Below are 25,345 nucleotides of genomic sequence, written 5' to 3'. Positions count from 1 at the left end.
GTTGTCCGGGGCCACCGATTTCAACCCCTGAACCGTCAGTCGAAGATCGGGCCGCGGTCGCGAGTGCGCTTGATCTCGAAGAAGCCCTCGGTGCCGGCCACCAGGCGAACGCCGTCCCAGAGCTTGCCGGCCGCCTCGCCCTTGGGCGCCGGCGTCACCACCGGGCCGAAGAACGCGGTGCCCTCGACGGCGATGACCGGCGTACCGACCTCCATGCCGACCTGGTCCATGCCGGCGTGGTGTGACTTCTTCAGCGCATCGTCGTACTTGTCGGTGCCCGCGGCCTCGATCAGCGAGGCCGGCAGACCGGCCTCCTCGAGCGCCTCGGCCAGTACCGCGTCGTCCTTGCCGCCGCGGCCCTCGTTGTGGATCCGGCGGCCGAGCGCGGTGTAGAGCGGCAGCAGGACCTCGTTGCCGTGCGCCTGCTCGGCGGCGATCAGCACCCGGACCCGACCGATCAGGCGATCCCAGTTGGCGTCGTGCTCCATACGTTCTTCGTTCAGGACGGCGAGGCTCATCACGTGCCACGTCGTCTTCACGTCCCGGACCTGCTCGACCTCGAGCATCCAGCGGGACGTCATCCAGGCCCAGGGGCAGGCCGGGTCGAACCAGAAATCTGCAGAGGCAGTCATATTCACCATCATACAAAGTTGAAGAACCCCAGATATCGTCTCGGTATCCAATACCCAATGTCGCGGGGAAACCCTCGGCGAACCCGAGAACCAGGTGCATAGGATGCGGACATGCCTGGAACCAACCTGACGCGCGACGAGGCGCGTTCCCGTGCGGGCGTGGTCAGTGACGTGACCTACGCGATCGAGCTCGACCTGACCGGTGCCCCGAGCGGCGCCCCCACGTTCCCGTCCGTGACCACCGTCACCTTCACCGCCACCGCCGGCGCGAGCACGTTCGCCGACCTGATCGCGGACAAGGTCCGCACGGTGACGCTGAACGGCGACGCCCTAGACCCGGACGTGGTGTACGACGGCGCGCGCATCCAGCTCGACGGGCTGGCGGAGCGCAACGAGCTCACCGTGGTCGCGGACTGCCTCTACTCCCGCACCGGCGAAGGGCTGCACCGCTCGGTCGACCCGGCCGACAAGGAGACCTACCTCTACACGCAGTTCGAGGTGCCGGACGCCCGCCGGGTGTTCACCACCTTCGAGCAGCCCGACCTCAAGGCCCCGTTCACCTTCACCGTCTCCGCCCCGGCCCGCTGGGCGGTCATCTCGAACGCACCGACCCCCGAGCCCACGACGTACACCGGTGAGAACGGCGAGGAGCTGGCCCGCTGGGAGTTCCCGCCGACCGAGCGGATCTCGACGTACATCACCGCGGTCGTCGCCGGTCCGTACCACGTGGTGACGGACGCGTACGAGGGTCCGCACGGGACGTACCCGTTGTCGCTGCTGTGCCGTCCGTCGCTGAAGGAGGCGCTGGACGTCGAGGACCTGTTCGAGGTCACCAAGCAGGGCTTCGCGCTGTTCGAGGAGGCGTTCGGGACGCCGTATCCGTTCCACAAGTACGACCAGGCGTTCGTGCCGGAGTACAACATGGGCGCGATGGAGAACGCCGGCTGCGTGACGCTGCGGGACGAGTACCTGTTCCGCAGCCGCACGACGCACGCGGAGCTGGAGTCCCGCGCCAACACCGTGCTGCACGAGCTGGCGCACATGTGGTTCGGCGACCTGGTCACGATGACCTGGTGGGACGACCTGTGGCTGAACGAGTCGTTCGCCGAGTGGGCCAGCCACTGGGCTCAGGTGGTCGCGACGACGAAGTACTCCGACGCCTGGACGACGTTCTGCAACGCCCGGAAGAACTGGGCGTACCGGCAGGACCAGCTGCCCTCGACGCACCCGATCGCGGCCGACATGATCGACTTCCACGCGGTCGAGGTGAACTTCGACGGCATCACCTACGCCAAGGGCGCGTCGACGCTGCGCCAACTGGTCGCCTTCGTCGGTGAGGAGACGTTCGTCACCGCGCTGAAGGAGTACTTCCACGACCACGCGTTCGGGAACACCGAGCTGGCCGACCTGCTCAAGCCGCTGGAGAAGGCGTCCGGGCGCGACCTCGACGACTGGACCGAGCGCTGGCTGCGGACCGCCGGCGTGAACACGCTGCGCGCCGACTTCAGCGTCGACGACGCCGGCGCCTTCACCTCGTTCGCGATCGAGCAGACCGCGACCGAGAAGTTCCCGGTACTGCGCCCGCACCGGCTCGCGGTCGGCCTGTACCGGCGGACCGACGCCGGCCTGGTCCGGACCGAGCGGTTCGAGGTGGACATCGACGGGGCGCGCACCGAGCTGCCCGAGCTCACCGGCGCGACCCAGCCGGACCTGGTGCTGCTGAACGACGACGACCTCACCTACGCGAAGATCCGGCTCGACGAGCGCTCCCGGACCACGCTGGTGGAGTCGATCGACCAGCTGACCGAGTCGTTGCCCAGGGCACTCGCCTGGGGCTCGGCCTGGGACATGACCCGCGACGCCGAGATGCCGGCCAGCCAGTACGTCGGCATCGTCCTGCGCGGTATCCGCGCCGAGACCGACCTCACCGGCGTCCGTTCGCTGCTCGCCCAGGCGAACAGCGCCGTCAACCAGTACGCCGCCCCGCAGAACCGGCCCGCCCTACGGGCCCAGCTCGAGGAGGCACTGGCCGGTCTGGTCGCCGACGCCGAGCCGGGCAGCGACCACCAGCTGGCGTTCGTCCGGGCCTACAGCTCGGCGGTGTTCTCGGCGGCCGGTGCCGACCGGATCGCCGGCTGGCTGGACGGACGTGACCTGCCGGAGGGTCTGGCCGTCGACACCGACCTGCGCTGGACGCTGATCGTCGCGCTGTCCCGGCTCGGCCGGATCGGTGCGGACGAGATCGACGACGAGCTCACCCGCGACACCACGATCACCGGACAGGAGCGGGCCGCGCAGGCCCGTGCCGCCCGGCCGACGGCCGAAGCGAAGGAAGAGGCCTGGCGGATCGCGGTGGAGTCCGAGGACACCCCGAACGAGACGCAGTTCCGGACCATCCTCGGCTTCCAGCAGCCCGGCCAGGAGGACCTGCTGCGGCCGTACGTCGAGAGGTACCTGAACGCAGCCAAGGACGTGTACACGCGGCTCGGCTCGTCGATGGGCGAGAACGTGCTGGTGTACCTGTCGCCACGGCACCTGGCGGACCAGGCCGCGCTGGACGCCCTGACCGGCTGGCTGGCCGCGGAGTCGTCGGTCGTCGACGCTCCGACCCTTCGGTACGTCACCGAGGCACAGGCGGACCTGACCCGCGCGATCGCCGCGCAGGCGACGGACACTGTCGTCTGACTCACAGCTCGGACAGGGCCGGTCTCATCGGAGACCGGCCCTGTCGCGTTGAACCTCCCCGTGCGGTAAGACTGGGTCGGTGCCCGCCTCCGACCCCGCCTTGGCCGGTGCGGCAGCTGTTGCGCTGACCGGACTCGCAGAGGCGTACCGACCCCGCCCAGTCACTCCCCTGATGCCCTGGCGGTACGCGCACCGCCTGGTGAAGCCGTACATCGTCACCGCGCGCGGACGGCAGTGGGACGACCACATGGTCGACGTAGCCCGCGACACTGCCACCCGGCAGCTCGAGTTCGACGACGCGATGGGGGCAGTCGGCCTCGGTGTCGTCGTACTGCACCTGGGCGACGACGGGATCTACCTGGTGGTGCAGAGCTGGGCGAAGGACTTCCAGTCCCGGCTGAGCATCTTCAGCGGCATGGAGGCCGACGACCTTCGCCCGGCCCCGATCGGCGCCGCACCGTGCGTGTGGGAGCTGGAGGTACTCAGCCACGAGCGCGCGTCGTACGTGAACCACATCCTCTCCGCCGACGTGGACGTGGACGCCTGGCTCGAAGACGCCCTCGACACCCGCCCGAAAGCCAGGCACGACGGCATCCCGTCCGGCACCTAGTCAGGCCGTCCAGGTCGAGATATTGCGCTTCCGGATCGTCCGACCCCGCTCGGTAAGGGTCAAACGATTGCTCGTCGGCAGATCGTGAGGAGGCGTGTGCGGTGCGCGATTCCCTTGCAGGGAAAGAGATTCTCCCCACCTGAGAGAGGCTCATTTATTCGGTCGTTCGGTTTAAGCTTCACGGACCATCCCTCCTGGGGTGGTCTGGGTGTTCTTGGGGAGGGGCCCTTGTCGTGACCCGCGTCGACCACCGGAAGCCGCCCGCTCGGGTTGCCCGGAGACAGCAGAAGACCGCTGCCAGGCGAAGTGCACCGGCCGCACAGCACGCACCAGCGGCACGGACTGCACCGGCCGCGCGGCCGCGGAAGGCTCAGCGTTCGCACAGCGCCATCGGCGCGGCAGTCGTGGCCGCGGCCGCGATGGTCGCGATCTTCGGGTTCATCCTGACCCGCGGATCGTCCGGGGACCCGCCCGCCGACGGGCTGCGGCTGGGATCGGGCACCGACAACGGCGCCGCGGCACCGGCAGCTCCGACCGCGAGCGGAAGCGCCACCAAGGCGGACCGCAAGCCGCCGGCGTCCTCAGCCGCACCGCGGGCCAAGGCGTCGACGACGACGCCTGAGGTGAACACCGGGCCGGTCTCGCCGAAGTTCAAGCGCGGCCAGTGGATCGCAGTGATCGACAAGTACCCGACCGACGTCGGCATGGCCGCTGACCAGAGCGCGAAGGACACCGCGGCGACGCTCACCCGGGCCGGGATCCCGGCGAAGGCGATGCTGGTCAACGGGCAGTACCCGGGGCTCACCAACAGCAGCTCGATGACACCGGTCACCAACACCTGGGTGGTCTACCTCGGCCCTGGCTCCTCGTCCGCGCAGATGCTCAACCTGTGCATGGATCCGCGCACGCAGGCGGCGTACTCCAACCCGGCCTGCCCGACCTACGAGCCGGCGGCCCCCGCAGGCGGCTGAGCTACGACGTCGGTGGCCAGCCGGGCATGCAGGTGAGAGTCGTGCCGCTTACCGGTCGGCTCGACGTAGTAGTCGCGCATCACGCCCTCCAGCTGGAAGCCGGCCCGGAGTGCGACATGGCATGACCCCTCGTTGACCAGCGAGTGGTCGAGTGAGATGCGGTGCAGACCGAGTCCGTCGGCCTCGAAGCCCCAGCGCGCAGCCGCGTCGAGTGCACGCGCACCGAGACGGCGACCGCGAGCCAGCGGGCTGACCCAGTACGCCGCGACGGCCTGGTCCGGGACGCGGTGGACGTCCCGGAGCGACACGTTGCCGAGCACCTGGTCCGTGGTGGCGTCCGCGATCGCGAAGATGGCACTGCCACGCGCCCAGCCGTCGATGCGAGGCTCCAGCCACCTGCGGGCGCGCTGGTCCGCAGGCGAGCGGATGACCGCCGTACCGGCGGTCCAGCGGAGGATGCCCGGATCCCGCAACGCCTCGGCCACCGCAGCCTCATCGGATCCGACGAAAGGACGCAGTACTACGTCGCCCAGGTCGATGCGCCGGGGCTCCAAGGCCGCCACTTGCTACAGCTTGTGCTGCTCGTCGCTGGCGTGCAGCAGCGGCGCCTGGTGAGCGTGCGTGCCCAGCTGCTGTACGCCGGTGACCAGACCGCCGGTCAGGTCGCCGGTGGCGAACGAGGTCTGCATGGTCAGCGCGGCCAGACCGGCGGCGGTGTCCGACAGCTGCCGCTTGGCCAGCGGGCCGGTGACGATCTCGAGACGGCGACCGGCGGGGTCGACGTACACCAGGACGGTGCTGTCCGGGTCGTCCAGCTCGTCCAGCAGCTCGAGAGCGAACGGGCGGGTCTCGGAGTCCGCACCGCCGACATACACGGAGAAGTGCAGGCCGGAGACCTCCTCGGCGTACCGGACCGCCTTCTCGATGTCGTAGAGCTGGTCAGGGGTGAATGCGTCACCAGCTGGCACTTGCGCCTCCGGTCGTGCGGGCGACGCCGGTGCCGGCGGTCGCGGTGGCACCCGGCGCGCTGGTCAGCTCAGGCAGCTCGGGCAGGTTGGCCGGGTCCGGCTTGGTCGCCGTCGGTCCGTTGATCCAGACCGGCGGGGCCCACCAGGACAGCCCTGGACGGTACCGCGGCCCGTTCGCGATCGAGGACGCGAACACCAGCAGCGCCAGCACTGCGACAACCAGCACAGGGATCCCGACGAACACCAACAGGGAGTGCCCGGACAATTGAGGTATCACGCCCCGAAGCCTAGTACCCGGCAGACCGCGGCCGCCCCAGGGCCTCACCCCAGAGCGACCGCAAGTCCACCAACAGCTCAGCAGCCGCCGCAGTTGTAGTACGTCACGTCCCAGTGGCTGCCCTCGTTGGCGTAGATGTTGCCGGCGCCGGAGCGCCACTGCGGGTAGCCGTCACCCCGGTCGGCGATCCGGGTGAAGTTGTTGTGGACGTAGTTGGTGACACAGGTCGTGATGGCGATGTCGACCTTGTAGCCGTTCCAGTGGCTGTACGTGCCGCTGGCGTGGCCGGTCTCGGTGCCACCGGTGATCCGGATCGCGCATCCGCTCGACTGCCTCAGCGTGCGGACGCCGTACACGGTGCTGTCGTTGATCTGGTCGAACGACGTGCAGGTGGCGTTGTTCCGGTTGGAGCAGTTGCCGGTGGACGACCAGGTGATGCCGGCGGCCGAGAAGATCGCGGTCGCCTGGGCGTGCGTCATCTTGGTCAGGGCCGATGCCTGCTCGACCGCCACCACACCGGGCAGCAGGCCGACGAGTACGGCGACGACGGGGACGACGACGCGACGGAGCAATGACTTCATGGGGACACTCCTTGAAATATGGGGCGGTTATTTCAAGGAGTGCCCTGCCCAGGAAAGATATTGGCGAAACGTCAGATTGAATTAGAAATTAACATCCGAGCACTGGTAGAAGGCGTTGGCGGTGTCGGCGATGGTCCAGACCGCGAGGATCATGTGCCGCCCGGTCCGGCCGGTCGGGATGGTTCCGGGGTGGGACACGTCCGTTGCCGGGCGGGCCCCGTTCATCGGGACGGTGAGGAACGGGTTCAGGTCGAGCGCGGACCGAGTCAGGGGCTGACTCGGATCCCAGCCCTGCTTGGTCATGTAGTACTTGAAGTCGGTGGTCGAGTGGGCCGCGGTCAGATGCCAGCTGAATGTGAATCCCTGACCGCCCTGGAGTTGGGTGGCCGGCCAACTCCCGCCGCGCTGATCGTCGAGCTCGGCGAACTGCGGCAGTCCCGCCGAGCAGAGCTTCTCGTCAGCCGGTCCGGCCTCCGGGAACCCCTTGGGACCCTCCACGCTCTGCGGCTCCCACTGGATCTGCCCGCAGTCGGTGACGACTCCGTCCTGACAATTCTTGGCCCGGCTGATCGGCCCGGTCGTATAGCCGTGCCCGTAGGCGAGCGGCACCGATGTGCACACCGTCAGCGCGAGCGCACCAATGGCAATTCCGGTCATACTGAGTTTCCGTTGTCGCAGCATGCGAGCTCCTTCAACTGCTGGGGCGGTGGACAGCGAAGGAAGGCGCCTCCTGCTCAATAGAAAACAACCGTTCAAATCTATTGTCAACGGTTGGTGAGCAGGTGAATACAGAAAGCTATCTGTTCAGTGCCCCGATGAGCCGACGGAGGCGGTGGTTGTTGGGCAGGTCCTCGACCAGGACGGGCTCGCCGTCGGGGCCGCCCAGCGGGATCCGCCAGTTGGGGTACTCGTCCGTGGTGCCCGGCTGGTTCTGGGTACGGCGCTCGCCGACGGCATCGGTGAGCGCAACGCCGACCAGCTTCGCAGGCGTGTGCGCCACGTACCTGTGCAAGGCCTCCACGATCCGCTCCACGTCACCATCGGTGTTGCTGAGCAGGTGACGCTCGCGGAGCGCGTTCAGCCAGGCGTCGCGGTCGGCCTCGTCGACGGCCAGCTCCTCGGCCACCGGGCGAGTCAGCAGACCGAGCCGGTTGCGCAGCTCGACGTGGTCCCCTGCCAGGTACCCAGCGGTCGGCGGCAGGTCGTGGGTGGTCACGGTGGCCAGGCACAGCTCCCGCCAGCGCTCCGGTGCCAGCGGCTTCCCATCCGCGTCCCGCTCGAACCACAGCACCGACGTACCGAGGATGCCGCGCTCGGTCAGGTAGTCGCGCACCCATGGCTCGACCGTCCCGAGGTCCTCGCCGATCACGGTCACGCCGGCGCGCTGCGCCTCCAGCACGAGGATCCCGACCAGCGCCTCGTGGTCGTACCGCACGTACGTCCCCTCGGTCGGCCGCTCCGGCGAAGTCACCCACCACAGCCGGAACATCCCGAGGATGTGGTCGATCCGCAGTCCACCACCGTGCCGCATCACCGCCCGCACCAGGTCCCGCCAGGCGGCGTACCCCGTCTCGGCCAGCGCGTTGGGCCGCCACGGCGGCTGCGACCAGTCCTGCCCCTGCTGGTTGAACGCGTCCGGCGGTGCGCCGACATGGATGTTCGGCGCCAGCACGTGCTGCAAGGCCCAGGCGTCCGCACCATCCGGATGCACACCAACCGCAAGATCGTGGACGACGCCCAGCGACATGCCAGCCGACTTGGCCCGGGCCTGCGTCCGCGCAAGCTGCTCGTCCAGCTGCCACTGCAGCCAGCAGTGGAACTCGACCGTGTCCGGATTCTCGTTGCGGAAGGCAACAACAGCCGGCGACACCGGCTCCTGGAGCTCCTCCGGCCACTTGCTCCACTCCGGCCCGTGCACGTCCGCGATCGCGGCCCAGGTGGCGAAGTCGATCAGCCCCTGGCTCTCCCGGTCGCAGTACGCGCCGTACTCCGCGATCCGCCCGACCGACGGCTGCACCCGGAACAGCAGCTGCAGCGCCTCGCGCTTCGCCGCCCACACGGTGTCCCGGTCGAGCGCGGTCACGTCCTCGCTGAGCACCCGCGCCTGCAGCGCCAGCGTCCGGACCCGGTCCCGCTCGGCCGGCGCGAGGTCGCCGTACTCGTCGATGTCCTCGATCCGCAGGTAGATCGGGTTCGCGAAGCGCCGTGACGCCGGCAGGTACGGCGAGGGCTCCATCCGGCCGGCCAGCTCAGCGGCGTGCAACGGGTTCACGAGCACGAACCCGGCACCTAGGTCATGCGCCGACCACGCGGCCAGATCGCCCAGATCGTGCAGATCGCCGATACCCCAGGACCGCCGCGAGCGAACGGAGTACAGCTGCAGCACCCAACCCCAGGCCCGCTGCAGCTTCTCGGGCTCGAGCTTCCGCGGCGTGACGATCAGTGTGCTGACCGAGATCTCCGGATTGGTACCGATGCGCGCGCACAGCCGGTGGTAGCCGAGCGGCAGGTCCCCAGGCAGCTGGAACGTCGCCTCGCCCACCTGTACGCCGTCGATCCACACCGGCTCGACCCAGTGCTCCTGCTGCGGGATGTCCCGTCGCTGACCGCCGTCCTCCAGGTCGACCCACACCTCCGCCGCCGACCCGTGCGGCAGGTGTACGGCGAACCAGGGCGTCCACCCCTCCCGCATCACCACAGTGGCGGGCAGCGTTCGCCGCCAGCGCGCGTCCTGGTGCTCAGCAAGGGCAAGGGCCGCCCTGTCCGGCGTGGACGCGTCCACACCGAGAGCCGCGAGTACGTCGGCCACGACCTCGCTCGAGACGATCACATGCTCGCCTTGCCAGTTCCAGTACTCCGTCGCCACGCCATGGGCAACCGCTAGCTCGACAAGGGCCGCAGTGGGAGCTGTCACCCCAGCGAGTCTGCCGCATCAACCGCGCCAACGCGTAAACGGCGCGCGCCACGTCACTCGTTCGAGCGGCGCCGGCTGAGCATCAGTACGGCCAGAAGGAGTACGCCGCTGGCCACGACCAGTCCGATCGCCACGCCGGCCATGTTGTCGGTCAGCTGGTACAGCGACGTCGGCCAGATGACCAGGAGGATCGCACAGCCCACCACGGCGTACGCCGAACGCCGGGTGCGACCGTATGCGACCAGCAACGCCGCAGGGCCCGCCGTACCGACGGCCAGTGCCATGATCTCGCCGCGCTCCTGCACCAGCCAGCAGATCGACGAGCTGAACATCGCGGCTCCGGCCAGTGACCAGGATGTCACCTGGTCCCGCACCAGGCCGAGCATCGCGAACACGAAGGCGACGATGATGAATCCGGTCCCGGCGATCCCCGCGCTGTTCGCCGCCGAGCCGGCGTCCGGAGTGAGGACGTCTGCCGTGATCACCAACACACCGACGGCCAGGATCCCAAACGTTGCCACTAGCAACGATGACCCCTCCAGCCACCACAAGCCCACCGAGGCCAGCGCGAGCGCGACCACCACTCCGATGACCCGCCCGGTCTCCCCCTCGATCGCCACGAACGTCGCGAAGCCGGCCACACAACAGCCCAGTGACGCGAGCGCCGAGCTCAGCTGCTCGTGGCGCCGCATGAACGCAAGCACGATGGCAGCGCCGAGCAGCACGACCGCCGCCGTCGTCCCGGTGCTGACCCGGGCCGCGCGACCCATTTCGCCCCAGTTCGCCAAGGTCAGGAGCGCGACCGCGCCGAGCAGCAGCGCGCCGCCGATGTAGCCGAGCACCTCGACCAGGGCGTTCGGATGCGCCTCGGCCGGCGGCGTCTTCGGCTTGGCCGGCTCGGGCGCCTGGGTCTTCGATTGCGGATGCGGACGACCGGGGTCGGCGAGCGCCGCGTCGAGCTCGGCGTCGGCGGCGTCGCGGATCGAGTCGGCCTGGTACTGGCGCAGCACACCAGCGCTCACGAGCCTGGACAGCTCGTCATCCAGCCGGCTCGACATGCGATCGTGTCTCCTTGTCAGCCTTACTAAGATCAGGCGGCGAGATGCCTATTCTGACCAGCTACCTTCTGTCCCCGTTCAGTCACCCCCTGTCTTCCCGCTTGTTGTCGCCTCCGGACGCCTTTCCAACGTTCTTCCGGACCGGCAACGACGGCAAGCTGGAGGTCACCGACCAGATCGTGGTCGTCCCGGCCCGGATCGCGGGACTGATCATCGGTTTCTTCGTGCTCCGCTGGCTGCTGCACAAGGTGATCCGGCGGTTCGCCCGCCGGACCGGCAACGGCGCCGTCGCCGGCGTGCTGGCGAAGTCGAAGCGCGGCCAGGAGTTCGTCGAGAACACCCTCGCCAACGAGCGCCGGTCCCAGCGCGCGGAGACGATCGCGTCGCTGTTGACCAGCACGGTCACCATCGTGCTGACCGCCGTCCTCGTGGTGATGGTGCTGGCCGAGCTCGGCTTCAACATCCTGCCGGTGATCGCGTCCGCCAGCATCATCGGCGTGGCGCTCGGCTTCGGCGCGCAGACGCTGGTGAAGGACTTCCTGGCCGGCGTGTTCATGATCTTCGAGGACCAGTACGGCGTCGGCGACCTGATCGACATGGAGAAGGCGACCGGGACCGTGGTCGCGGTCGGCCTGCGGATCACCACCCTGCGCGGTGAGGACGGCACCACCTGGTACGTCCGCAACGGCGAGGTGGTCCGGATCGGCAACCTGACCACCCGCGACCCGGACAGCGCAGCCTCCTCCGGCGTCGGCTCCGCCACCGAGAAGGAAGAACAGGCCGCTACGGGCGACGAAAGTGTGGCGAGCGGAACGCAGGACGAAGCCCGAGGTTGAGGTAGAGCCGCTCTGCGTCCGACCCCTCGACCACCTGCAGTGTGAGCCGCCCACCGGCCGCGTCCCGCCGAGCCTGCGCCAGCAGCGCCGTCGCGAGCCCGCGCCCCCGGTACTCCGGTTTGGTCGCGACTGCGTAGACGCCGGCCACCGATGCGGTCCGAAACACGAGCGTGCACGACGCAGGATCACCATCGACCCGGAGCAGATACAGCGACTGGTCGGGCGCGCGGTAGTTCTGCACAGCCCGCTCGACAAACATCTTCTGCCACCAGTCGTAATCCGGCTCCCCCACCTCGAGAAACGCCGCGCCCTGCACCTCGGCGAACCCGACCGCGTCCGCCTCCGAGTTGATGGCCTCGACCAGCTCTCCCTCCGCTGCCCCAGCCGGCGCCTCCATGTGCACCAGGACCTCAGCCGGTTCGAAGCCCGCGGCGGTCAGGCGGGCGGCCCATCCCGCACCGCTCCACGGCACCAGCCGGACCGCGGACGTCCCGGTCGGGAGCTCAGCGGTCGAGGAGAGCGGGATCCACGCCGAGAACTCGTCCGATTCGCCGACCACCTCGATCGCCTCGGCCGAACGGAGCACCTCACCGCGATGGGCCGCGAGAAAGGCCAGGTGGTTGTCGAGCAAGGCGAAGTCGTCGGGCATGCGAACAGTCTGCTCGACGCCACCGACAGAACTGGGCTCCGGTTATTGACCCCGTCCACAATTAATAGGAAACTTTCCTAACCCTTGCCCGCCCCCAAGGATCGGAGTTCGAAATGCGCAGGTTCAAGATCGCCGTCGCGGCGCTCGCAGCCGGCACTTTGGCGCTCGGCGCCGCCGTTGCTGCTCAGGCGTCCACCCAGCAGGTCCAGGCCGACCCGGCCGGCATCGGCGCCGCGCCGTACGAGTACCTCGGCTGGGGTAACCCGCAAAAGCCGGCCGACGTGATGAAAGCCGCCGGCAACAAGTGGTTCACACTGGCCTTCATCCTGTCCGACGGCGGCTGCAACCCGAAGTGGGACGGCGACCGCGCGCTGACCGGCGGCTCGGACCAGACCGCGATCAACAACATCCGGGCCGCGGGCGGCGACGTCATCCCGTCGTTCGGCGGCTGGTCGGGCAACAAGCTCGGTGAGAAGTGCACCTCGGCCTCGGCACTGGCCGGGGCGTACCAGAAGGTGATCGACGCCTACAAGCTGAAGGCGATCGACATCGACATCGAGGACACCGAGTTCCACAGCGCCGCGGCCCGGCAGCGGGTCGTCGACGCGCTGAAGACCGTGAAGAGCAAGAACTCCGGGATCAAGACGTACATCACGATGGGCACCGACCAGACCGGCCCGGACTCGTCGGGCGTCGACCTGATCAAGAAGGCCGCGGCCGCGGGTCTGGCCAACGACGGCTGGGTGCTGATGCCGTTCGACTTCGGCGGCGGCTCGACCAACATGGCGACGCTGACCCAGAAGGCCGAGGAGGGCCTCAAGGGCCGGCTGAAGACGGCGTACGGCTACTCCGACGACACGGCGTACCGGCACATGGGGATCTCGTCGATGAACGGCAAGACCGACGACGGCGAGACGGTCCGGCTGCAGGACTTCAAGACGATGCTCGCCTACGCCCAGCAGCATCACCTGGCCCGCTTCACGTTCTGGTCGGTCAACCGCGACCGGGCCTGTGGCGGCAGCAACAACGACGGTGACTCGTGCAGCGGGATCTCGCAGAGCGCGTACGACTTCACCAAGGTCGTCGCCCAGTTCCACGGCTGACGGCAAACGTCCGGCGAACCCACCTGGGTTCGCCGGACGGTGTGGTGTCTGGATCAGGCCGTGAAGGTGACGTCCAGCGTGATCGGGACGGCGGACAGCGCCTGCGAGACCGGGCAGTTCTTCTTCGCGCCCTCGGCGTACTCCGCGAACTCGTCCGCGGTCAGGCCCGGGACGTTGCCGTTGACCGACAGCTTGATGCCGGTGATGCCCTCACCCGGCTGGAAGGTGACGTCGGCCTGGGTGTCGATCGACGTCGGCGCGTGGCCCGCACCGGCCAGCGCGTGCGACAGCGCCATCGAGAAGCAGGTGGAGTGCGCCGCCGCGATCAGCTCTTCCGGGCTGGTCTTGCCGTTGGCGTCGTTCGCGCGGGAGGCCCAGGTGACGTCGTAGGTGCCGACACCGGAGGACTCGAGAGCGACCTGGCCGGCGCCCTCCATCAGCGAGCCTTCCCAGTGGGCCTTGGCCGTACGAGTGGTAGCCATGCTCGTGTTGTCTCCTTCGAAGAGAGGTTCAGCGGCCGGACACGTCGATCGCGCCCGGGTACTGCGGTTCGTCGGTGTTCACCATGCTGTGCGCGGCCATCACCATGTAGCGCCAGATCTCCTCGTCGCGCTCGGGCGACAGGCCGATCTCGTCCAGTGCGGCCCGCATGTGGCCGAGCCACCGGTCCCGTGCGCTCGGGGTGACGGCGAACGGGGCGTGCCGCATCCGCAGCCGGGGGTGCCCGCGCTGCTCGGAGTAGGTCTTGGGACCGCCCCAGTACTGCTCCAGGAACATCCGGAAGCGCACCTCGGCCGGACCGAGGTCCTCCTCCGGGTACATCGCCCGCAGTTCCGGGTCGGCGGCCACACCGCGGTAGAACGCTGCCACCAACCGGTGGAAGGTGTCCGCCCCACCGACGGCGTCGTAGAAACTCTGCTGCTCGCTCATGTCGTGTTCAGTCTCTCAAGTCGCCACAACGTGCTGGAGGAGGGCTGCCCGTTCGGCCTCTCCCAGCTGCCGCTTCGCGTGCGTCTCACCGTCCACGACGACCAGTACGGACTCCGCCTTGGCGTACACGTCGTCCGACTCTCCACTGCGATCCACGATCCGCGACCCGAGTGTGTACGACGACGTACCGACCGATGCGATCCACACGTCGACGTCGTACGGCGGGTGCCGTAGCAGGATCGGTCGCAGGTAGTCGACCGTCTGGCTGACGAGCACACACGGGTACTGCGCGAAGAAGTCCCCCGTGGTGCCCATCACCTGTGCGAGGAACGCGATCCGGGCTTCCTGCAGGTAGTCGAAGTACCGCACGTTGTTCACGTGGTCGTAGGAGTCGATGTCGGACCAGCGGACCAGCACCTGGTACGTGAACGTCATGCGCCCACCAGCTTGGACAGGGCGTCGCGCTCGACCGGGGTGATCCGGCGCAGCCGATTGGCGCTGAAGTCGAACGGGACCAGCCGTGTGCGCGCCTCCACATAGGTACGGCGTTCGGGCTCCGCGTCGAGGATCTCGTAGTCCACCATGAACGAGGCGGCCTTGATCTCGCTGATCCACAGCTCGATCCGAACCGGTTCAGGACGGAACAGCAGCGGCGCCCGGTACTGGACCTCGTGCCGCGCCACCAGCAGACCGGTCTCGAGGGCGTCCGCGCCGAGCTCCTTGGCCGTGCGGAACAGGAAATCGACCCGGGCGTCCTGGAGATAGTCGACGTACCGGCCGTTGTTGACGTGGCCGAGCGCGTCCATGTCTCCCCAGCGCAGCGGGCAGTGGTAGACGTGGCGGTTGTGATGATCCACACGGCGATCATCGCATCCGGGGTGCTCCCCGGGTGACGGAGCGTGGGTAATGTCATCTCCGGCAGACCAGTGAACCGATGGGAGCGGTGGATGACCGAGCAGCGGGTGGCGATCGTGACCGGGGCAGCCCGGGGAATCGGCGCGGCCGTCGCGCAGCGGCTCGCCCAGGACGGGAACGCCGTCGCCGTCATCGACCTCGACGAGGGCGCCTGCGAGGCGACCGTGAAGGCCATCACCGAGGCCGGCGGCAAGGCGATCGCCGTCGGCGCCGACGTCAGCAAGGCCGACCAGGTCGCCGCCGCGGTCGAGCGGGTCGCGGCCGAGCTCGGCGCGCCGACGATCCTGGTCAACAACGCCGGCGTACTGCGGGACAACCTGCTGTTCAAGATGTCCGAGGACGACTGGGACACGGTCATGTCGGTCCACCTCAAAGGCAGCTTCCTGATGTCGAAGGCCTGCCAGGCGCACATGGTCGAGGCCGGTTACGGGCGGATGGTCTTCCTCTCGTCCACCTCGGCGCTGGGCAACCGCGGCCAGGCGAACTACGCGTCCGCGAAGGCCGGCCTGCAGGGCCTGGCGAAGACCCTCGCGATCGAGCTCGGCAAGTTCGGCGTCACGGCCAATGCGATCGCACCTGGTTTCATCGAGACCGACATGACGGCTGCTACCGCGGCCCGGGTCGGGGTCGACTTCGAGGAGTTCAAGAAGGCGACCGCGGCGACCATCCCGGTGAACCGGACCGGCAAGCCGGAGGACATCGCCGCAGCGGCGTCGTTCTTCTGCAGCGAGGAGGCCGGCTTCGTCTCCGGCCAGGTCCTGTACGTCGCCGGCGGACCGCGCAACTAAGGGAGGTCGAGAATGCCCCAGACCTTCACCGGCGTCGACGAGGTCGCGCACGCGGTCGGTACCCCGCTCGGCGAGAGCGAATGGCTCGAGATCACCCAGGAGCAGGTGAACCAGTTCGCCGACGCGACCGGTGATCACCAGTGGATCCACGTCGACGTCGAGCGCGCCACGCAGGGGCCGTACGGCGGGACCATCGCCCACGGTTACCTGACCCTGAGCCTGATCGCCCGCTTCGGCGACGAGCTGTTCAAGGTCGACGGCGTGACCGCGAAGCTCAACTACGGCGTCAACAAGGTCCGGTTCCCCGCCCCGGTCCCGGTCGGCAGCCGCGTCCGCGCCGGCGCCTCGATCGCCAACGCGGTCGAAACCCCGGCCGGCGTCCAGGTCTCGCTGAACTGGGTCATCGAGCTCGAGAACTCCACCAAGCCCGCCTGCGTCGCGGAAACCGTCGTACTGCTGGTGCCCTAAAGCGGGCAGATCAGGACCGCGTGGGTGGCGATGCGGTCGTAGCCGAGCCACTCGTTGACCGCGAGCATCGGGGCATTGCCGTCGTAGTTCGCCGCATAGGCGCCCCGGACACCGATGTCGGCGGCGCGGTGCAGGGCCGCGCTCTTCACCAGCTTCGCCAGCCCACGACCGCGGTACTCCGGCATGGACGAGGTCATCCGCGACCAGATCTTGGCGTGATCACCGTGATTGCGCGTGAAGGCGATGACCTGGCCCGCGTGTACCGCGGCCACGCTCACCTCGCGGACCAGGTCCGGTGAGTTCCAGATGTCGGCGAGCCAGGCGTCGTACGGCTGGGAAGGGATCTTCGCGTCCCCCGGTTTGGTGCGTTGGGCGACCTCGTCGGCGGCGTGCAGCAGGCGCGGATCGACCTCGGTGAACGGCACCAGCCGCACTTGGCTCGGGACTTCGGGAAGGTCCGGCGCCTTGCGCGGGTCAATGCCCGCGTAGTGCACCTGCCGGGTCTGCCGGTAGCCGAACTGCTCGGCCCACTCGACACTCGCCGGGTCGGCAAAGACCCGCGCCGAGGTCGCCCCAGCCGCGCGCAGGTCCGCGTGCGTTGCTTCCAGCAACCACGTCCCGATACCGCGGCCACGGTACTCCGGCCGGACCAGCAGCCGCAGCTCGCCGTCCAGTGGATCCGAGCCGCCGATCAGTGCGCTCGATGCCCAGCCCACCAGTTCGCCGTCGTCCAGCGCCGCGAACGCGGCTCGCCCGGGAGCGGCCGGCGAAGTCAGTCGACGGGTCAACGAACTCCGAGTGACCACCAGGTACGGAACGAGTGCGTCGTGCAGCGCGACGACTGCCTCGACATCTCCCGGGCCCGCCGCCCTGATCTCCATCCGATCTCCTTGGGAACTCCGACGTCCCACGGAACATAGCGCCATTTCAGGTGCATACCGGAACTAAACCGATTACAGCTCTGTCTCAGAGGATTCTCAGCGTAGCGCCCGGCGCTCACCGAGCACGAGACGAGAGCCGGTGATGTCGAAGCTCATCCGGTAGCGATCCAGGTACCCAGTACCCACCAACCCATCGTGGATGATGTTCTGGAACTGGGCTCGCGGCGACGCCTGTGCCGTCTCAGGTGCCGCGGCGAGATGCACGCTGCCGGCAACTGTCACCCAATGGCGCGTCCACGCGTAGCCGGTCTCGTCCGTTCCCGTCCGGGTCAGCACGTCCGGACCATCGAGGTCGACCCCGCAATCCACCGCGAAGCGCGTATCCAGGATCAGGCTGTCCGATCCGGTGTCGACCTCGACGCTGATCTCCCGGCCGTTGGGCAGCACCAGCCGGGCGAACGGATCGGCCGACACCGGCTCCCGCCGTACCTCGAGCGGAATCTCCGGGCCATCGGCCACGAACGTCTCCCGCGGCTGCACCGTCAGCGTCATCGCATCGGGATCCGTGGTGACGACCTGACCTTCGAAGAACGTCGGCCCGAGGATGCCGGCGAAGGCGTTCGGATCGTTGGGGTCACCAAGGTCGACCATGCCCGCGACATGCCCGTCGACCACATGGTCGCCGAGTTCCATCCGCGGCACCCGGACCAACGGGGTCTCGACCACCTGCCCGGACATCCGCCGGCCACTGAACGTCTCACCTGTCATTGCCGGGTCGAGATGGTCGGCGATCGCCGAAGAGATCACGGTGATGCCGATACCGGTGTCGACGAGAAACGGCCAGTCGCGGCCGCCTGTCGTCACCCGCACCCGGACCAGGTGCTGCAGCCGGTCGAAGCCGATACTCGTCAAGTTACATCGCTTACGGGACACTAGCTGTCCAGAGTCTTCAGCAACCCGAGCTCGGTCTGCACCCGGCGGTAGCCGAGCCAGTTGTTGATGGCAAGCATCGGCCCGTTCTCGTCGTCGTTCGAGGTGAAGGCGGCGGTGATCCCAGCCGCCGCGGCCCGGCGGAGCGCGACGGATTTCACCAGCTTCGCCAGCCCGCGACCCCGATGCCCCGGAACGGTACCGGTCATCCCCGACCACATCCGGTCGCCGTCGGTCTCGACCAGGGTGAACGACGCCATCTCGTCACCGGCCATCGCCCCGACGCTCAGCGACCTGTCCAAGGACGGGTTGTTCCAGATCTCTTCGACCCACCGGTCGAACTCGATCGAGTCCATCGGTGAGTCGGTCGGCTCGTCCAGTGCCGCGATCGTGTCAGCGGTGTACGCCGCGCGCGGATCGACCTGGTCGAACGTGAGCACCTCGATGCCGGCCGGTGTCTCCGGCTGCTCCGGCAACGACGTGAGCTCGACGCCGGCAAAGTGCATCTGCCGGGTGCCGTCGTACCCGAGGTTGCGGGCGAACTCCAGGCCGTCCGGGTGGACGAAGGTCCGCACCCTGATCGCGCCGACCTCGGTCAGGTGCTGGTGCAACCGCTCGGCCAGCTGGCTGCCGATGCCCTGCTTGCGATGATCGGGATGCACGAGCACACCCACTTCGCTCTCGCCCGGCTCACTCGTCCAGACGGTCAGGCCGGCCGATCCCCAGGCGACGATCTCGCCGTCCCGTTCGGCGACCAGTGGCAGGTAGCGCTGCCCCGGCGACTGGACGGTGATGATGTGCCGGATCGCCGCCGGAGACATCGCTTTATACGGGTAGACCACCCGCCGGACGGCCGCCACCGCCTCGGCGTCCTCAGCAACGGCTTGTCGCACCACAGCCCGCGTCGTCATGCCCGGACCCTAACCAGCACGCCGTACCCACGCCATGCATTAACAACCAGCAACGTGATCGCAACAGCGGCGAGAGTCTCGTGATTCGGCTGTGTAGCGGACTCGTACTAGAGTGACGCGGTGCTGTCGGACTGATCGCCCCGACCGCCGGAAGTGCCATCGTGGTTGCACGCGACGGGGTCACCGGCGGCGGGGCGTCCGCATTTTCAGCCTTGACCCTGTTCGGACGTCAGGCGTAAACAACAACCATGCAGATTACCGACGGCGCCTCGGCAGCACGTACCTTCGCGGACCTGATGGTCTCCGACGAGCCTCGCCCGGAGTACGCCGACTCCTTCCAGCCGTTCGCTCCACTGATCGGCAGCTGGGATCTCGACGTCGCCTGGTACGACGAGACCGGCGCCGTCACGCGGAAGACCAAGGGCGAATGGCATTTCGCCTGGGTGCTCGACGGGCGTGCGGTCGCGGACATCTGGATCACTCCGAGCCGGGCGGCCCGCGCCACCGACGGCGACGGCGAGTGGGGCCTGTCGATTCGCCTCTACGATCCCGAGCTGCAGGCGTTCCGCTCGACCTGGATGGGCCCGAAGGCCGCGTTCGTGATGCCGTTCATCGCCCACGCGACCGCGGACACGATCACCCTCGAGTCGCAGATCGCGAAGACCCGCTGGGCGTTCACCGGCATCACCGCGACCGGCTTCCACTGGCGCAACGAAGATGAAGATGCCGACGGCAACTTCATCCTCCGCCAGACCTTCGTGGCGACCCGTCAGCCGTAGGTCGCGACCGCCGCCTCGGCCAGCTGCAGCATCCGCGCACGGAGGTCTGCCGGCTCCAGCACCTCCAGATCACCGGCGAAGCCGAGCAGCACGCCACAGGCCGCCTCCTGGACCCGGAAGTGCATCCGCAGGTGCGGCCACTCGTCGTCCGTCGGCACGTCCCGCGCCACCTCACCCTTCGCGAGCATCGGACTGGCAATCCGCCGGATCAGCTCGACCCGCTCCGGCCGTACGCGGACCAGTACGTCGACCCCGACCGGCGACTGCCGCTCGAGCCCCGACCGCAGCCGCTCCCACTCCGCGCGTACGTCGAGCCCGTCGGGCCGATCCGCCAGCTCCTCCAGGATGTCGGCCTGCTCGACCCGGGACACCCGATACATCCGCGCCGCGCCACGATGCGCCGCCACGAGGTACCAGCGGCCGGCCTGCTCCACCAGTCCCCACGGATCGACGATACGGCGCTGCACGCCCTCGCTCGCGGACGCGTAGCGCAGCCGGACACGTCGGCGCTTGACCACGGCCTGCCGCAGTACCGGCAATGCACCGGTGTCCTCGGTCTCTGCGAACCAGCGCCGCCGGTCGATCACGATCGCACCGGACAACGCGTCTGCGTCCCCCTGCAACTCCACAGGCAGGGTCGCCGACAGCTTGCCCATCGCCGAGTGCAGTGCGTCCTGCAGACCGAGCTCCTCCGACAACGCCGCCCGCCCGGACCACGCGAACAACGCCTGCGCCTCCCGCGGCGTCAGCTCACTGACGTCCGCACGGTACCCAGGCAGCAATACACATCCCCCGTTGCGTCCGCGCTCGGAGTACACCGGCACGCCGGCCGCCGACAACGCCTCCATGTCCCGCATGACCGTCCGCGTGGACACCTCGAGCCGCTCGGCCAGGTCCCGCGCACTCAACCGCTCATGCCGCTGCAACAGCAGGATGATCTGCAACAACCGGTCCGCTCGCACGACTTCAGAATATGCGACAGAAGATGTCGCATATACCCCGCGAAGCTGTCTGCATGAACAACTTCGCGAACGACCCCCGTCCGATGTTCGTCCTCGCACTGGACCAGACCCAGGCGATGATCGACACCGTCGGCGCCGACGAACTGACTCTGCCGACCCCGTGCCCGGACTACGACGTCCGTACCCTCCTCGGCCACCTGCTCACCGTGGCCGGCCGGATCAACCTCGCGCTCACCGGCGGCAACCCGTTGGACATCCCAACGATCACGACCGGCGTCGACGACGTACCGTCCGCCTGGAAGGAACGCCGTACCGCGATCGACGGAACGCTGGCCGAGGACGGCGTACTCGGGCGGATCTGCACGCTGCCGTGGGGAACCCTGCCCGGAGCAGCCGCCATCGGCGCGTACACCGGCGAGCTCACGACCCACTCGTGGGACCTCGCGAAGGCGACCGGCCGGACCGACCTCTTGGACGACTCACTCGCCGTCTACTGCCTGCCCCTGGTGCAACGAGCCATCCCGGTCGAGCCGCGCGGCGGACACGTTCCCTTCGGCCCCGTCGTACCTGTGGCCGACGACGCGTCGCCGTACGACCAGCTGGCCGGCTGGCAGGGCCGTCGGCCCTAGACGATCCCGCCGTTCAGGGTCAGCCCGCCGTCAATGGTGATGGTCTGACCGGTGATCCACGACGCCTCGTCGGACAGCAGGAACCAGACCAGCGACGCGACGTCCTCCGGCAGGCCCAGCCGGCCCAACGGGTACGTCGACGCGACCTTGTCCTCACGTCCTTCGTAGAGGGCTCCGGCGAACTTGGTCTTGACCACCGCCGGAGCCACGGCGTTCACCCGGATCTCCGGAGCCAGCTCGACGGCCAGCTCCTGCGTGACCCGGGACAGCATCGCCTTGGTCGCGCCGTACCACCCGATGCCAGGTGACGGCGCCAGACCGGCCACCGAGGACAGGTTGACCACCGCCCCGCCATGCGCGCGCATCCAAGCGTCCCGGCAGGCCTTCACCCACGAGATGGCGGCCAGCACGTTGGTGTCGACCATCTTGGCCGCGACCGCCTGGTCGACGTCGAGCAGCTTCCCGTAGATCGGGTTGATGCCGGTGTTGTTCACCAGCAGATCGACCGACCCGTACGTCGCCACCGCCGCAGCAACCACCGCGCCGCGATGCGCGGGGTCGGCTGCATTACCTGCGATGGCCAGTGCGTGCTGACGTCCACCCAGCGACTTCACTGCCTCGTCGAGGGTCTCCTGCGTGCGGCCGGTGATCACCACGCGCGCGCCGTCGGCCACCAGCCGCTGCGCGACCGCCAGCCCGATTCCGCGGGACGCTCCGGTGACGATCGCCGTACGGTTCTCCAGCGTCATCAGCTGAGACGCTCGAGGACGACCGCCATACCCTGACCGCCGCCGACGCACATCGTCTCGAGCCCGAACTGCTTGTCCTCGAACTGCAGACCGTTCACCAGCGTGGTCATGATCCGCGCACCGGTCGAACCGAACGGGTGCCCGAGCGCGATCGCACCGCCGTGCACGTTCAGCTTGTCCTCGTCGATCCCGAGCTCGCGCGCCGAACCGATCACCTGGACCGCGAACGCCTCGTTGATCTCGACCAGGTCGATGTCGTTGATGCTCATCCCGGCCCGGGCCAGCGCCTGCTTGGACGCCTCGACCGGACCGAGGCCCATGATCTCCGGGGACAGACCGCTGACTCCGGTCGACACGATCCGCGCGAGCGGCGTCAGGCCGAGCTCGCGGGCCTTGGTGTCGCTCATGATCACTACCGCCGCGGCGCCGTCGTTCAACGGGCAGCAGTTGCCGGCCGTGACGGTGCCGTCGGGACGGAACACCGGCTTCAGCCCACTGACACCTTCGAGCGTCGTCCCCGCCCGCGGGCCGTCGTCCTTGCTGACCACGGTCCCGTCCGGCAACGTCACCGGGACGATCTCGCGCTCGAAGAAGCCGTTGCCGATCGCCTTCTCGGCCAGGTTCTGCGAGCGGACCCCGAACACGTCCTGCTCCTGCCGGGTGATGCCTCGCAGCGTCGCGACGTTCTCCGCTGTCTGACCCATCGCGATGTAGATGTCCGGGATCTGCCCGTCCTGGCGCGGATCGTGCCAGGTGTCGTTGGTCTCGGCGTACTTCTCGGTCCGTGCGACCGCGTCGGTGAAGACCGGGTTGAACGCACTCGGGTCACCGACCCCCGCCGAGCCGAAGTTCTTGTATCGCGACACGCACTCGACGCCGGCGCTGACGAAGATGTCGCCCTCACCGGACTTGATCGCGTGGAAGGCCATCCGTGCGGTCTGCGTCGACGACGCGCAGAACCGGTTCACCGTGGTCGCCGGCGTGTTGTCCCAGCCGAGCTGCACCGCGATCCGGCGGGCCATGTTGCCGCCGTGCTCGTCGTGCGGCTCCGCGCACCCGAGCGCGAGATCCTCGATCTGGTCCCCGGTCAGCCCGGCCTTCTCGACCGCCGCCTTGATCATCTGTACGGCGAGGTCGTCCGGCCGGATCGTGGTCAGCGACCCCTTGAACGCGCGGCCGATCGGCGAGCGGGCCGTGGACACGATGACTGCTTCAGGCATTGCCGGTCCTTCCTAGAGGCCGAGGTCGCGGCCGATGAGTTCCTTCATGATCTCGTTCGAGCCGGCCCAGATCTTCGTCACCCGGGCGTCGCGCCAGGCGCGGGCGACCCGGTACTCGTTCATGTAGCCGTAGCCGCCGTGCAGCTGGACGCACGCATCCAGTACCTCGTTCTGCACGTGGGCGCTCCACCACTTGGTCTTGGCCGCATCCACCGCGGACAACCGGTCCTCGTCGTGCGCGACCACGCCGTTGTCGACGTACGCCTGCGTGACCTCGACCTTGGTGACGAGCTCGGCGATCAGGAACTTGTTGTACTGGAACGAGCCGACGGACTGCCCGAACGCCTTGCGCTGCTTCACGTACTCGATCGTCTCGTCGAGGATCTGGGTCGCGTGAGCGATGTTCGACACGGCGGCGCCGATCCGCTCCTGGGCCAGCCGCTCCATCATGTGGATGAAGCCGCGGTCGAGCTCGCCGAGCACGTTGTCGTCGGCGATGAACAGGTCCTCGAAGAACAGCTCCGACGTACCCGACTCGGTCTGGCCGACCTTGTCCAGCTTGCGGCCGCGAGCGAAGCCCTCCATCCCCTCCTCGACCACGAACAGCGTGATGCCCTTCGCGCCCTTCGACGGGTCGGTCCGGGCGGCGACGATGACGAGATCGGCCATGTCGCCGTTCGTGATGAAGGTCTTCGAGCCGTTCAGCACCCAGCCACCGTCCGACCGCTTCGCGGTCGTCTTCAACGCGGCGAGGTCGGAGCCGCCCGACGGCTCGGTCATCCCGATCGCGGCGACGTACTCACCGGAGCAGAACTTGGGCAGCCAGCGCTGCTTCTGCTCCTCGGTGCCGAGGTCGACGAAGTACGGCGCGGCGCAGTCGTAGTGGATGCCGAAGCAGCTCGACAGCGACGCGGAGACCTTCGAGACCTCCTCGGCGAAGACCTGGTTGAAGCGGTAGTCGCCGACGCTGGAACCGCCGTACTCCTCCGGCACGTCCAGCCCGAGGAAGCCCTGCTTGCCGGCCTCCAGCCAGGCGGCCCGATCGATCGTCTTCTCTTCGAGGAACTGCTCCATCCGCGGCACCAGCGAGCGGTCGCAGTACTCCTTCGCACTGGCCCGGAATGCGTGGTGGTCCTCGTTGAAGATGACGCGATCCATCTAGGCCTCCCCAAGGTGTGAGATCTGTGGCGCTGTGTTGCATTTATCGCTTCGCTAAGCGCTTGCTTAGCTTCACGCGTTTGGTGCAAGGTGTCAACGTGTCCGCAGTCACCAGTCCCCTGGTTTGGGAGCATGTCCAGCCGGCCGCCGCGCGCCGGCTGCTGACCGGCGCCGTCGACGCGTTCGCCGAGCGGGGCTACCAGGCCACGACGACCCGCGACATCGCCTCCCGCGCCGGGATGAGCCCGGCCGCGCTCTACGTGCACTACCCGTCCAAGGAGCGCCTGCTCTTCGAGATCAGCCTCTACGGCCACAACGCGGCCCTGGAGGTACTGCGCTCCGCCGACGCCGGATCCACTCCGGCCGACCGGCTGCGCTCTCTGGTCGCAGCGTTCACCGCCTGGCACGCCGAGCACCACACCATCGCCCGCGTGGTCCAGTACGAGCTAGCAGCCCTGACACCCGAGCACCTCGCCGAGGTGGCGACGATCCGCCGGGCAATCTCCCTGCAGATCGAACAGGTGCTCACCGACGGCACTGCGGCTGGCGACTTCGCCGTGAGCGACCTGCCCGGCACTACCCTCGCCGTGCTCTCGCTCTCGATCGATGTGGCCCGCTGGTACACGCCACACCGCGGCGATCCCGAGGCGCTCGGCAAGCTGTACGCCGACCTCGCCCACCGGATGGTCCAGGCATGACGAAGCCCCGCATCCATCTGGATGCGGGGCTTGAGTCGTGGTG

At 68.4% G+C, this 25,345-nt stretch carries 30 protein-coding genes; 10 read left to right on the top strand and 20 right to left on the bottom strand.

The window, feature by feature from the left end:
- Positions 1–35: 35 nt before the first annotated feature.
- Complete coding sequence (locus OHA18_RS26740) at positions 36–632, bottom strand: mycothiol-dependent nitroreductase Rv2466c family protein (RefSeq protein WP_328998051.1); 597 nt, start codon at positions 630–632, stop codon at positions 36–38.
- Positions 633–743: 111 nt separating this feature from the next.
- On the opposite strand from OHA18_RS26740, the gene pepN reads away from it, so the two are divergent.
- The 3 genes from pepN (at position 744) to OHA18_RS26725 (ending at position 4,898) form a co-directional block, all read left to right on the top strand.
- Positions 744–3,317: an aminopeptidase N gene (gene pepN / locus OHA18_RS26735; RefSeq protein ID WP_328998050.1), complete on the top strand. Its 2,574-nt coding sequence runs from the start codon at positions 744–746 to the stop codon at positions 3,315–3,317.
- 79 nt (positions 3,318–3,396) lie between these two features.
- Positions 3,397–3,927 (top strand): hypothetical protein, encoded by a 531-nt coding sequence (locus OHA18_RS26730; RefSeq protein ID WP_328998049.1) that lies wholly within the window; start codon positions 3,397–3,399, stop codon positions 3,925–3,927.
- 233 nt (positions 3,928–4,160) lie between these two features.
- Complete coding sequence (locus OHA18_RS26725) at positions 4,161–4,898, top strand: hypothetical protein (RefSeq protein WP_328998048.1); 738 nt, start codon at positions 4,161–4,163, stop codon at positions 4,896–4,898.
- Here the strand turns inward: OHA18_RS26725 and OHA18_RS26720 are convergent.
- The 7 genes from OHA18_RS26720 to OHA18_RS26690 form a co-directional block, all read right to left on the bottom strand.
- Positions 4,868–5,461: a GNAT family N-acetyltransferase gene (locus OHA18_RS26720; RefSeq protein WP_328998047.1), complete on the bottom strand. Its 594-nt coding sequence runs from the start codon at positions 5,459–5,461 to the stop codon at positions 4,868–4,870. The two genes, OHA18_RS26725 and OHA18_RS26720, sit on opposite strands and share 31 nt — an antisense overlap.
- 3 nt (positions 5,462–5,464) lie before the next feature.
- Positions 5,465–5,866 carry a DUF5130 family protein gene (locus OHA18_RS26715; RefSeq protein WP_328998046.1) on the bottom strand — a complete coding sequence of 134 codons (402 nt, stop codon included), beginning with the start codon at positions 5,864–5,866 and terminating at the stop codon, positions 5,465–5,467.
- Positions 5,853–6,143 (bottom strand): aa3-type cytochrome oxidase subunit CtaJ, encoded by a 291-nt coding sequence (gene ctaJ, locus OHA18_RS26710; protein WP_328998045.1) that lies wholly within the window; start codon positions 6,141–6,143, stop codon positions 5,853–5,855. Before ctaJ ends, OHA18_RS26715 begins: the two co-directional genes overlap by 14 nt.
- Positions 6,144–6,220: 77 nt before the next feature.
- Complete coding sequence (locus OHA18_RS26705) at positions 6,221–6,724, bottom strand: hypothetical protein (protein ID WP_328998044.1); 504 nt, start codon at positions 6,722–6,724, stop codon at positions 6,221–6,223.
- Between the two features lie 81 nt (positions 6,725–6,805).
- Positions 6,806–7,405 (bottom strand): lytic polysaccharide monooxygenase auxiliary activity family 9 protein, encoded by a 600-nt coding sequence (locus OHA18_RS26700; RefSeq protein ID WP_328998043.1) that lies wholly within the window; start codon positions 7,403–7,405, stop codon positions 6,806–6,808.
- A 115-nt stretch (positions 7,406–7,520) separates the two neighbouring features.
- A complete protein-coding gene (gene malQ, locus OHA18_RS26695; protein ID WP_328998042.1) occupies positions 7,521–9,638 on the bottom strand; it encodes a 4-alpha-glucanotransferase in 2,118 nt (705 codons plus the stop codon).
- Between the two features lie 53 nt (positions 9,639–9,691).
- Positions 9,692–10,696, bottom strand: a complete 1,005-nt coding sequence (locus OHA18_RS26690) for a hypothetical protein (RefSeq protein WP_328998041.1) — start codon at positions 10,694–10,696, stop codon at positions 9,692–9,694.
- A gap of 44 nt (positions 10,697–10,740) precedes the next feature.
- Between OHA18_RS26690 and OHA18_RS26685 the strand changes: the two genes are divergently transcribed.
- Positions 10,741–11,532 (top strand): mechanosensitive ion channel family protein, encoded by a 792-nt coding sequence (locus OHA18_RS26685; protein WP_328998040.1) that lies wholly within the window; start codon positions 10,741–10,743, stop codon positions 11,530–11,532.
- Here the strand turns inward: OHA18_RS26685 and OHA18_RS26680 are convergent.
- On the bottom strand, positions 11,480–12,181 hold the full coding sequence (locus OHA18_RS26680; RefSeq protein ID WP_328998039.1) for a GNAT family N-acetyltransferase: 702 nt from the start codon (positions 12,179–12,181) through the stop codon (positions 11,480–11,482). The genes OHA18_RS26685 and OHA18_RS26680 overlap by 53 nt on opposite strands.
- A 113-nt stretch (positions 12,182–12,294) precedes the next feature.
- On the opposite strand from OHA18_RS26680, the gene OHA18_RS26675 reads away from it, so the two are divergent.
- Positions 12,295–13,284, top strand: coding sequence for a chitinase (locus OHA18_RS26675; RefSeq protein WP_328998038.1), 990 nt, complete (start codon positions 12,295–12,297; stop codon positions 13,282–13,284).
- Between the two features lie 53 nt (positions 13,285–13,337).
- On the opposite strand, the gene OHA18_RS26670 is transcribed toward OHA18_RS26675, so the two are convergent.
- From OHA18_RS26670 to OHA18_RS26655, 4 genes are read right to left on the bottom strand one after another with little or no spacing between them, the layout of a single operon-like run.
- Positions 13,338–13,766: an OsmC family protein gene (locus tag OHA18_RS26670; protein ID WP_130438763.1), complete on the bottom strand. Its 429-nt coding sequence runs from the start codon at positions 13,764–13,766 to the stop codon at positions 13,338–13,340.
- Positions 13,767–13,794: 28 nt separating this feature from the next.
- On the bottom strand, positions 13,795–14,214 hold the full coding sequence (locus OHA18_RS26665) for a globin (RefSeq protein WP_328998037.1): 420 nt from the start codon (positions 14,212–14,214) through the stop codon (positions 13,795–13,797).
- A 15-nt stretch (positions 14,215–14,229) separates the two neighbouring features.
- Positions 14,230–14,649: an acyl-CoA thioesterase gene (locus tag OHA18_RS26660; RefSeq protein ID WP_328998036.1), complete on the bottom strand. Its 420-nt coding sequence runs from the start codon at positions 14,647–14,649 to the stop codon at positions 14,230–14,232.
- Positions 14,646–15,071 (bottom strand): acyl-CoA thioesterase, encoded by a 426-nt coding sequence (locus OHA18_RS26655; protein ID WP_328998035.1) that lies wholly within the window; start codon positions 15,069–15,071, stop codon positions 14,646–14,648. Before OHA18_RS26655 ends, OHA18_RS26660 begins: the two co-directional genes overlap by 4 nt.
- A 90-nt stretch (positions 15,072–15,161) precedes the next feature.
- Between OHA18_RS26655 and OHA18_RS26650 the strand changes: the two genes are divergently transcribed.
- Together OHA18_RS26650 and OHA18_RS26645 are read left to right on the top strand one after the other, a co-directional pair.
- Positions 15,162–15,917: an SDR family oxidoreductase gene (locus OHA18_RS26650; protein ID WP_328998034.1), complete on the top strand. Its 756-nt coding sequence runs from the start codon at positions 15,162–15,164 to the stop codon at positions 15,915–15,917.
- Between the two features lie 12 nt (positions 15,918–15,929).
- Positions 15,930–16,385 (top strand): MaoC family dehydratase, encoded by a 456-nt coding sequence (locus OHA18_RS26645; RefSeq protein WP_328998033.1) that lies wholly within the window; start codon positions 15,930–15,932, stop codon positions 16,383–16,385.
- Here OHA18_RS26645 and OHA18_RS26640 read toward each other — a convergent pair.
- The 3 genes from OHA18_RS26640 to OHA18_RS26630 all read right to left on the bottom strand — a co-directional run bounded on the left by OHA18_RS26640 (position 16,382) and on the right by OHA18_RS26630 (position 19,107).
- Entirely contained in the window at positions 16,382–17,266 is an 885-nt protein-coding gene (locus OHA18_RS26640) for a GNAT family N-acetyltransferase (protein ID WP_328998032.1), read from the bottom strand. The genes OHA18_RS26645 and OHA18_RS26640 overlap by 4 nt on opposite strands.
- A 96-nt stretch (positions 17,267–17,362) precedes the next feature.
- Positions 17,363–18,178, bottom strand: coding sequence for a retropepsin-like aspartic protease (locus OHA18_RS26635; protein WP_328998031.1), 816 nt, complete (start codon positions 18,176–18,178; stop codon positions 17,363–17,365).
- A gap of 20 nt (positions 18,179–18,198) precedes the next feature.
- A complete protein-coding gene (locus OHA18_RS26630) occupies positions 18,199–19,107 on the bottom strand; it encodes a GNAT family N-acetyltransferase (protein ID WP_328998030.1) in 909 nt (302 codons plus the stop codon).
- Positions 19,108–19,355: 248 nt separating this feature from the next.
- Between OHA18_RS26630 and OHA18_RS26625 the strand changes: the two genes are divergently transcribed.
- Positions 19,356–19,886, top strand: a complete 531-nt coding sequence (locus tag OHA18_RS26625; protein WP_328998029.1) for a hypothetical protein — start codon at positions 19,356–19,358, stop codon at positions 19,884–19,886.
- Here OHA18_RS26625 and OHA18_RS26620 read toward each other — a convergent pair.
- Entirely contained in the window at positions 19,877–20,848 is a 972-nt protein-coding gene (locus OHA18_RS26620) for a helix-turn-helix transcriptional regulator (protein ID WP_328998028.1), read from the bottom strand. The genes OHA18_RS26625 and OHA18_RS26620 overlap by 10 nt on opposite strands.
- A gap of 53 nt (positions 20,849–20,901) precedes the next feature.
- On the opposite strand from OHA18_RS26620, the gene OHA18_RS26615 reads away from it, so the two are divergent.
- A complete protein-coding gene (locus OHA18_RS26615; protein WP_328998027.1) occupies positions 20,902–21,477 on the top strand; it encodes a TIGR03086 family metal-binding protein in 576 nt (191 codons plus the stop codon).
- Here the strand turns inward: OHA18_RS26615 and OHA18_RS26610 are convergent.
- The 3 genes from OHA18_RS26610 to OHA18_RS26600 are packed head-to-tail and all read right to left on the bottom strand — an operon-like array spanning position 21,474 to position 24,604.
- Positions 21,474–22,226 (bottom strand): SDR family oxidoreductase, encoded by a 753-nt coding sequence (locus OHA18_RS26610; RefSeq protein ID WP_328998026.1) that lies wholly within the window; start codon positions 22,224–22,226, stop codon positions 21,474–21,476. The genes OHA18_RS26615 and OHA18_RS26610 overlap by 4 nt on opposite strands.
- Positions 22,226–23,446, bottom strand: coding sequence for an acetyl-CoA C-acetyltransferase (locus OHA18_RS26605; RefSeq protein WP_328998025.1), 1,221 nt, complete (start codon positions 23,444–23,446; stop codon positions 22,226–22,228). Before OHA18_RS26605 ends, OHA18_RS26610 begins: the two co-directional genes overlap by 1 nt.
- A gap of 12 nt (positions 23,447–23,458) precedes the next feature.
- Positions 23,459–24,604: an acyl-CoA dehydrogenase family protein gene (locus tag OHA18_RS26600; RefSeq protein ID WP_328998024.1), complete on the bottom strand. Its 1,146-nt coding sequence runs from the start codon at positions 24,602–24,604 to the stop codon at positions 23,459–23,461.
- A 98-nt stretch (positions 24,605–24,702) separates the two neighbouring features.
- On the opposite strand from OHA18_RS26600, the gene OHA18_RS26595 reads away from it, so the two are divergent.
- Complete coding sequence (locus OHA18_RS26595) at positions 24,703–25,302, top strand: TetR/AcrR family transcriptional regulator (RefSeq protein ID WP_328998023.1); 600 nt, start codon at positions 24,703–24,705, stop codon at positions 25,300–25,302.
- Positions 25,303–25,345 lie beyond the last annotated feature (43 nt).

This window comes from Kribbella sp. NBC_00709 (assembly GCF_036226565.1).
Taxonomy (GTDB): Bacteria; Actinomycetota; Actinomycetes; order Propionibacteriales; family Kribbellaceae; genus Kribbella.
This window is presented reverse-complemented; position numbering and strand designations above follow the sequence as displayed.

Coding starts and splice junctions, on each gene's coding strand:
- OHA18_RS26740 (WP_328998051.1), bottom strand. CDS start 632: ATGACTGCCTCTGCAGATTTCTGGTTCGACCCGGCCTGCCCCTGGGCC.
- pepN (WP_328998050.1), top strand. CDS start 744: ATGCCTGGAACCAACCTGACGCGCGACGAGGCGCGTTCCCGTGCGGGC.
- OHA18_RS26705 (WP_328998044.1), bottom strand. CDS start 6,724: ATGAAGTCATTGCTCCGTCGCGTCGTCGTCCCCGTCGTCGCCGTACTC.
- OHA18_RS26700 (WP_328998043.1), bottom strand. CDS start 7,405: ATGCTGCGACAACGGAAACTCAGTATGACCGGAATTGCCATTGGTGCG.
- OHA18_RS26690 (WP_328998041.1), bottom strand. CDS start 10,696: ATGTCGAGCCGGCTGGATGACGAGCTGTCCAGGCTCGTGAGCGCTGGT.
- OHA18_RS26685 (WP_328998040.1), top strand. CDS start 10,741: ATGCCTATTCTGACCAGCTACCTTCTGTCCCCGTTCAGTCACCCCCTG.
- OHA18_RS26680 (WP_328998039.1), bottom strand. CDS start 12,181: ATGCCCGACGACTTCGCCTTGCTCGACAACCACCTGGCCTTTCTCGCG.
- OHA18_RS26675 (WP_328998038.1), top strand. CDS start 12,295: ATGCGCAGGTTCAAGATCGCCGTCGCGGCGCTCGCAGCCGGCACTTTG.
- OHA18_RS26670 (WP_130438763.1), bottom strand. CDS start 13,766: ATGGCTACCACTCGTACGGCCAAGGCCCACTGGGAAGGCTCGCTGATG.
- OHA18_RS26665 (WP_328998037.1), bottom strand. CDS start 14,214: ATGAGCGAGCAGCAGAGTTTCTACGACGCCGTCGGTGGGGCGGACACC.
- OHA18_RS26660 (WP_328998036.1), bottom strand. CDS start 14,649: ATGACGTTCACGTACCAGGTGCTGGTCCGCTGGTCCGACATCGACTCC.
- OHA18_RS26650 (WP_328998034.1), top strand. CDS start 15,162: ATGACCGAGCAGCGGGTGGCGATCGTGACCGGGGCAGCCCGGGGAATC.
- OHA18_RS26645 (WP_328998033.1), top strand. CDS start 15,930: ATGCCCCAGACCTTCACCGGCGTCGACGAGGTCGCGCACGCGGTCGGT.
- OHA18_RS26640 (WP_328998032.1), bottom strand. CDS start 17,266: ATGGAGATCAGGGCGGCGGGCCCGGGAGATGTCGAGGCAGTCGTCGCG.
- OHA18_RS26630 (WP_328998030.1), bottom strand. CDS start 19,107: ATGACGACGCGGGCTGTGGTGCGACAAGCCGTTGCTGAGGACGCCGAG.
- OHA18_RS26625 (WP_328998029.1), top strand. CDS start 19,356: ATGCAGATTACCGACGGCGCCTCGGCAGCACGTACCTTCGCGGACCTG.
- OHA18_RS26615 (WP_328998027.1), top strand. CDS start 20,902: ATGAACAACTTCGCGAACGACCCCCGTCCGATGTTCGTCCTCGCACTG.
- OHA18_RS26610 (WP_328998026.1), bottom strand. CDS start 22,226: ATGACGCTGGAGAACCGTACGGCGATCGTCACCGGAGCGTCCCGCGGA.
- OHA18_RS26605 (WP_328998025.1), bottom strand. CDS start 23,446: ATGCCTGAAGCAGTCATCGTGTCCACGGCCCGCTCGCCGATCGGCCGC.
- OHA18_RS26600 (WP_328998024.1), bottom strand. CDS start 24,604: ATGGATCGCGTCATCTTCAACGAGGACCACCACGCATTCCGGGCCAGT.